Origin of the sequence: Planotetraspora phitsanulokensis (assembly GCF_016863295.1) — a bacterium.
Classification (GTDB): domain Bacteria; phylum Actinomycetota; class Actinomycetes; order Streptosporangiales; family Streptosporangiaceae; genus Planotetraspora; species Planotetraspora phitsanulokensis.
In genome coordinates this window covers 1-6424 of record NZ_BOOP01000069.1, presented here as the reverse complement: position 1 = coordinate 6424, position 6424 = coordinate 1, and the positions used below count along the sequence as shown (strand labels likewise).

At 68.0% G+C, this 6424-nt stretch carries 9 protein-coding genes and 1 pseudogene; 4 read left to right on the top strand and 6 right to left on the bottom strand.

Annotation, left to right across the window (positions count from 1 at the left end; translation table 11 throughout):
* A partial coding sequence (locus Pph01_RS42360) for an integrase core domain-containing protein (protein WP_204078926.1) occupies window positions 1-118 on the top strand: 118 nt, incomplete at its 5' end.
* A gap of 10 nt (window positions 119-128) precedes the next feature.
* Here Pph01_RS42360 and Pph01_RS42355 read toward each other — a convergent pair.
* Window positions 129-773 (bottom strand): response regulator, encoded by a 645-nt coding sequence (locus Pph01_RS42355; protein ID WP_204078925.1) that lies wholly within the window; start codon window positions 771-773, stop codon window positions 129-131.
* Window positions 770-1921: a sensor histidine kinase gene (locus tag Pph01_RS42350; protein WP_204078924.1), complete on the bottom strand. Its 1152-nt coding sequence runs from the start codon at window positions 1919-1921 to the stop codon at window positions 770-772. The genes Pph01_RS42355 and Pph01_RS42350 overlap by 4 nt, the downstream gene beginning before the upstream one ends.
* A 133-nt stretch (window positions 1922-2054) precedes the next feature.
* Between Pph01_RS42350 and Pph01_RS42345 the strand changes: the two genes are divergently transcribed.
* Window positions 2055-2708: a hypothetical protein gene (locus Pph01_RS42345; protein ID WP_204078923.1), complete on the top strand. Its 654-nt coding sequence runs from the start codon at window positions 2055-2057 to the stop codon at window positions 2706-2708.
* 586 nt (window positions 2709-3294) lie between these two features.
* On the opposite strand, the gene Pph01_RS42340 is transcribed toward Pph01_RS42345, so the two are convergent.
* Both Pph01_RS42340 and Pph01_RS42335 read right to left on the bottom strand, forming a co-directional pair.
* Complete coding sequence (locus Pph01_RS42340) at window positions 3295-3717, bottom strand: hypothetical protein (protein ID WP_204078922.1); 423 nt, start codon at window positions 3715-3717, stop codon at window positions 3295-3297.
* 158 nt (window positions 3718-3875) lie between these two features.
* A complete protein-coding gene (locus tag Pph01_RS42335; protein WP_204078921.1) occupies window positions 3876-4178 on the bottom strand; it encodes a hypothetical protein in 303 nt (100 codons plus the stop codon).
* A 211-nt stretch (window positions 4179-4389) separates the two neighbouring features.
* Here Pph01_RS42335 and Pph01_RS42330 point away from each other — a divergent pair.
* Window positions 4390-4746: pseudogene (locus Pph01_RS42330) on the top strand (phage tail fiber protein); the annotation flags it as partial.
* Here the strand turns inward: Pph01_RS42330 and Pph01_RS42325 are convergent.
* A complete protein-coding gene (locus Pph01_RS42325) occupies window positions 4717-5004 on the bottom strand; it encodes a superinfection immunity protein (protein WP_204078919.1) in 288 nt (95 codons plus the stop codon). The pseudogene Pph01_RS42330 and the gene Pph01_RS42325 overlap by 30 nt on opposite strands.
* Before the next feature lie 301 nt (window positions 5005-5305).
* On the opposite strand from Pph01_RS42325, the gene Pph01_RS42320 reads away from it, so the two are divergent.
* Entirely contained in the window at window positions 5306-5692 is a 387-nt protein-coding gene (locus tag Pph01_RS42320; protein ID WP_204078918.1) for a hypothetical protein, read from the top strand.
* A gap of 137 nt (window positions 5693-5829) precedes the next feature.
* On the opposite strand, the gene Pph01_RS42315 is transcribed toward Pph01_RS42320, so the two are convergent.
* On the bottom strand, window positions 5830-6424 hold a 595-nt coding region (locus Pph01_RS42315), incomplete at its 5' end, for a toprim domain-containing protein (protein ID WP_204078917.1).

Here is a 6424-nt window from a genome sequence, read left to right as displayed (position 1 = left end):
ATGCAACACCGAACGAGCCGACGCGCTGCAACCATGGGTCGAGTACTACAACAGCCGACGACGTCACAGCGCCCTGGACGGTCTTCCACCGATCAGCCGACTGTCACCAACGCCCTGACCGAGTACATCTAGCCGGGCACCACTAGGCCGGACTCGTAGGCGAAGACCACCGCCTGGATGCGATCGCGCAGCCCAAGCTTGGTAAGGATCCGGCTGACGTGGGTTTTGGCAGTGGTGTCGGAGATGAAAAGCTCTGCGGCGATCTCGGGGTTGGACAGCCCCCTTGCCATGAGCCGCAGCACCTCCAACTCCCGGGCGGTAAGGGTGTCGAGGGCGCGTGAGCGGCGCGGGACAGGAGCCCTGGCAAATGCTTCGATGACGCGGCGGGTTACCCCTGGCGTGAGCATGCCGTCCCCCGCGGCGACCACCCGGACCGCCTCGATGAGCTGCTCGGCTGGGGCCTCCTTGGTGAGGAACCCGGCGGCTCCGGCTCGCAGCGCTTCGTAGACGTACTCGTCGAGGTCGAATGTGGTCAACACGATGATCCGGGTGGGCAGCCCCGCCAGTCGCCGGGTGGCCTCCAGGCCGTTGACGCCGGGCATTCGGATGTCCATGAGCGCGACGTCCGGGGTGAGGGCGCGGATCGCCCGTACGGCCTGCTCGCCGTCACCTGCCTCCGCGACCACCTCCATGTCGGGCTCGTCGTCGAGCATCAGCCTGAAACCCCGCCGTACCATGGCCTGGTCGTCGGCGACCACCACGCGGATGCTCACCGCTCGTTCCCGTCCAACGGCAGCACGGCGCGCACCCGGAAACCGCCGCTTTCGTACGGCCCCGCCTCCAAGACCCCGTCGTAAAGCGCCGCCCGCTCGCGCATTCCGATCAGCCCGTGCCCGGTGCCCAGGCCGAGCCGCACCACTCCGTTACCATCGTCGTGGACCTCCAGTTCGACGGCCGTGCCGTTCCACCGGATCGTGACCTCGGCCCGCGCCCCCTGCCCGGCGTGCCGGAGGGTGTTGGTGAGCGACTCCTGCACGATCCGGTAGGCGGCCAGGCCGATGCCGGGTGGCAGCGGGCATGGCACACCCTCGACCGTCATATCGACCATGAGCCCGGTCTCGCGCATCTGGTCCAGCAGCGGCGGCAGCCCGTCGAGCCCGGGCTGCGGGGCGAGCGAGAGCGCCTCGCCGTCCGCGCGGAGAATCCCGAGCAGCCGCCGCAGCTCCCCGATCGCGCCCCGCCCTGCCTGCTCGACCTCGTCGAGGAGTTCGCTGTCTCCGGGCCTGTCGTGCCGCAGGCGCCGCCGTACGACACCGGTCTGCACGACCATCACGCTGAGACTGTGGGCGATGACGTCGTGCAGCTCGCGAGCGATCCTGGTCCGCTCGGCCTGTACGGCACGCTGCGCGTCCTCGGCACGCCGCCGTTCGAGCTCGGCGGCCTGCTCCTTGAGGAGCATCGCCTCCTGGCCGCGCCTGCGGATGAGGTACCCCAGCGTCCACGCCCCGCCGAACAGCACGCCGGTGAACAGGTAGTCCCCCACGCCGCCGCGGTGGGGGTCGATGGCGAAGCCGACCAGCACGAACGTGGTCACCATGGCCGCGCCGACGACGGCGTCCCTGAACTTGGCGTTGGCCGCCACGGAGTAGCAGCCCACGATCATTGCGAAGAAGGCGTAGCCGCTCTCGAAGCTGTGCGTCGCCGGCGAGGAGGCGGCCACCACGACCATGATGACGGCGACCACGCCGAGCGGCCAGACCCGCCGCCATGCGATGGGCACGACCGTGCCGGCGGCGACGAGCATCTCCGTGGCGGTAAAGGGGAGATCGGTGCTCGTCAGCGCCTCCAGCACGGCGGCGGTGCCGAGCGCCCCGGCGACCGCGATATCAGTCCAGGGAGGCCGCGGCGGGATCCAGCGCATGGCGCTCACGATAACGCCGTCGGCGGGGCGGCCGAATCGTCCGCGTGGATGACGCCGGGATCGTCGTTGCGCCGGACGACCAGGGGTGTGCCCGCGACCTACGTTGGCGGCCTCACACATCACGGAGGCTCACATGTCCACATCCCCCGAGGACTTTCGTCGCCGCTTCGCCGGCATCTGCCTGATCGCCGGGCCGGTCGCGATGACTGCGGCGATGGCGCTCAAGACGGTGTCGGGCGGCGATTCCCACGCCATCCTCACCGAGGTCGCCGCCGACCCGAGCCGATTCCGGCTGTCGATCCTCCTTCAGCTGGTCGCGGCCCTGCTCATGGTGGCGGGGCTGGCCGGGCTGCCGCGCCTGTTCCCCGGACGGGGTGCGGTGCTCGGGCACCTCGGGATCGCGCTGCTCTGGCTCAACGTGCTGGGGAATTTGGGCGACGCGGCGAACGGCTCGCTCCTGTCCGGGCTGGCCGCCGGCGGCGTCACCGACCAGAAGGTGGCGATCGCGGACGCGGTCGCCGGCGAACCTGTCTTCACCGTCATCCAGCTCATGGTGCTGATCGGCCTGCTCGGCTTCGTCCTGCTGGCGGTCGCCCTGTTCCGGGCCCGCACGGTCCACTGGGCCGTTCCGGCGCTGCTCCTGGCGACCCTGGTTTCATTCTTCGTGCCGATCACCGAGGCGGTGGGGGGCATCCTGCTCGTGCTGGCCTATGGCTCGGTCGGCGCCCGCTTCCTGCGGCCCGAGTCTGCTGTAGAACCTGCTCTGGAACCTGCCGTGGACCGGTAAGTCCCTCTCAGTAGCCGCCGGCTCGGGCACCTCCATCGCTTCGCCAACCCCGCCGACGTAGCGCCCTTGGAGGTACACGAAGTTGGTTGCGGCCAATCGGGCGGCCCCGCAAGGGGCCGCGTCTTTGTCTCCGGAGATCTCTACAACGACACCGGGCCCACGTGCCCGTTGCATGCCCGTTCGGCGATCAGTGGGGAGTCGCAGGGACTCAGTGGTACTCGACCACCATATGGTCGGTCAGCGTTTCCCAGCTCAGACCCCTGTTGCGCAACGCCCTGACCAGGGCGCAAACTCGGCACCGTACGGTCACATGATCTTTGCGCTCGGCAGCCTCCCGCGCCGGGGGTTTTGCGTTCCCTGGGGGTGATCGTGTGTCCGAGCCGGTCAACGTCGACGTGGCAGCGGCGCGCCTCCGCCGGTCGAAGGGGACCATCTACTCGTGGGCTTCGCGCTACCGGGTCCGCAAGTGGGGGGACCGGGACGCCACCCTGTACGACTACCGCGACCTGGCCACGATCGAGGCGTGCATCCACCGCGGCGATCCGGTGCCGGCCACCCCGGCGGAGCGTGACGCGTTGCGCGCCTCCTACTCGGCTTCCGCCCGAACCTCGCACGCGTCCCGCCTTCCGGTATCCGTGGCTGGGTCTCGCCGGTATCGGCAGCACTTCTCCGCCACCGGCACCTGCGGTTCGAGCGGCAGTTGGTTGACCGCGATCCGCTTCAGGTAGGCGTCGTCGACCTCGCGCAGCCACCAGACCTGCCCCAGGTCCTGGTGGACGAGAACCCGCTCCAGGGAGGGCAGCATCGTCGCGCCGTCCAGGTCGACCAGGTAGGCGCGCAGGTCCCAGTGGACCCGGTGACGGTACGACAGCCCGTGGGCCTCGACGTCGGTGAACGCCTCCGGCGCGAGGTACCGCGTGTGTAATGCCGTGACCTTCCAGCAGGCGAGGGGGTTGTCCGCGAGCTCCACCACGCCGCCGGGGTTCTGCCGGCAGTACCAGCTGGTCAAGCGCCGGCAGCTTCACCTCCTGCATGCCCTCAGTATCGAACACCGCTTCGACCGCGTCGACGAAAGGGGCTCTGAACGCCGGCGGAAGGGCGAAGCGGAGGGCGCAGAGGTCGGCCCCCGCCGTAGCGAGGGCCGACCTCATCGCGGCAGACCTGTCCTTACCTGGGGAGGAAAGGGGCGGCCTGAATTGGAATCGCGTTGTACGCGCTCGTCGCTCCCGTATTCCCTGGCCGGATGACGGCGTTCCCGACGAGAGCGGTGAAGTTTGTGAAGCTGCGTCGCGTGTTTTGCTGCCGCGTGAAGTCCCTCTCCTCGTTCTCCTCGTTGGGGACGAACTGGGCGGCCCTGTTCATCGCCTTCTCCGCGTGCGGGTTGACGTCGGCAGACGCGGCGGACTGTGCGGCAATCGACAGGAACGCCGCCGATAGGGCAAGGGTGCCCATGCGCGTGATGTATCGCATCGCTGACCTTTCTTGACGTAGCTGGTTGCCTTATCGGCGATACCCCACCCTTTGGGTGTAATCCTCCGACTCGCCCACGTGTGGCCGCTTTTCTGTTTCAAGATGACCATGAGTTGATAGTGTCCGATTTGTCGGGCGGTGAAGGTAAAAGCCGCCGCGCCAGGACCACGCAGATAAAGGGGGCTGGTATGGCGACAACCTCACCGACGCGGCGGAGCTCCTGGTCCTGGACTGGATCAACGGCGTCGGCACGCCCACCAGGCCCACGACGCCGCTCAAGGTCGCCTTGGTGACGGCCCTCAGCAGCGACTCGGCCGCCGGCGCCGAGGTCGCCAACGCCGGAGGATCCGCCTACGCCCGCCAGGACGTCACGTTTGCGACCGCAGCCGCCGGGACAACGTCGAACACCAACGCCCTGGCCTGGACGAACATGCCGTCGTGCACGGTCGTCGGCTTGGAGATCTGGAACAGCACCGGCACCGTCCGGCTCTGGTACGGCCCCCTGACGCCTCCAAGACGGTCAACCTGGGCGACACGTTCACGATGGCGGTCGGTGACCTCGACCTGACCATGTGCTGAGTCGTAGGCCGTGGCCACCCCAACCGTGCGGGAGGTCGTCAAGGCGTCGCTTCGGCAGCATGCACGCGGCGAGAAACGCAGCCGGCCAACCGATGCAGGTCAGCCCGCCGAGCAGGTTGAGGATGATGAGCAGAGGAAGGTGCTCGACTCCGCGTAAGAGGCCGATGAGGCTGGGAAGCAGATACGCCGTCACCAGCACGACGATCAGACTGATCCAGAACACGTAACTACCGGCCAGGGCATCCACGTGCTCATCCTCACGTGCTTGTTTGATCAGATTCGGGGTTTCACCGCAGGTCGCGGTTCCGGCTTCGCTTGCCGTACGGCTGTGGCCGCTGCCGGAGCCTTCGCCTGAACGACGTCACCTATCGAGGTGGGGAAGTCTTGCCCGGCCAGCTCCCCGCTGGGGGAAGAGCTTGTCGTTTGGGCGCGGGGTAGCCCGTCCGGGGATTCGGTTCTCTTGCGAAATAGGGCGAGGCCTCATGCATGGCCTGCACCGGGGGGACATTCAGGTGCCGTAGCCGGTCGTATTGGCGCATGCCGTAGGGGTGGAGTTCGCGGAGGCGGTCCTCACAGGTGAGCCGTGCGCGTTCTGCGGCGGGGTCTTGCGCGATGTACGGCAGGGCTGCACCCCATGCCTGGGCGACTTGCGGCAGATCGGCGCGTCCCAGCCATGCAGGATCATTCACAGACTGCCATTGGAGGCGTGCGGCATGATGCGCGGCCCGATGATGCGCGCGAGCGACTCGGGCAAGCTGTTCCTGCTGTTCGGCGCGCTCATGCACACGCTCGGCCTGCATCTGGAAGAGGACCTGAGCGGCGGCTGCGGCGACGGAGGTCAGGTGAATGGCCCGCTCGACGCCTTGCGCCGCCGCGTCACGGAGTGGGTCCTCGTGGTGGTCGTTCATTCGACTTCCTTCCTGATTGGCGTGTAGTGGTGTTGCTGGCTGTGGGGGGCAGCGGGAAGTCGCCGATGACCAGCTGGGCGCTCACGGCGTCAACGGTGGTTTCGGTGACCATCGCGTGGCCGAAATTGAGCCGGGCGGCCACGCGGGCGACTTGCCGGGGGACGTCATGAGGTGCCATCGCGGCGATCGCCTTTCCAGCCGAGCGGAGAGCCCCGAGGCGTCCTTCGGCGTACTGCAGGGACTGTTGCCAGGGGTCGATGGCGGCGTCGGTCACCAGATCGGCCAGCGGGAGGACCTTTTCCCGCAGGAGTACTGAGAGGGGTGCAGGTCCGACATCGCGGAGAACCATCGCCGGATCCCAGCCTTGGGGGGAGCATGAGGGCGTCAGCGGCACACACGTTCTTGAACAGGGCATAGGAGCGCACCGCGGCATCCTGCCCGGCCCGATCGTTGTCGAAGGCGACCAGGACGCCACTGTTGCTGAGATCTGTGGCCGCACCCAGAACTTTGACCTGGTCCAGAGTCAGCGCGGTGCCGCACAGAGCGAGTCCGGTCAAACACCCTTGGCCAGCGAGGGTCACCGCCATTGCGTCGAGGGGGCCTTCGGTGATGACGGGCGTGGAGTGCGTGGTGATCGCGTGCAGGCCGAACAGGGTCTGGCCTTTGGCGTAGATGGGCGTGTGCGGGCTGTTCAGATACTTGGGATCGCCGTCGCGGCTCCGCCCGATGAAGGCGACCGTCGTGCCGTCAGGGTCCTTG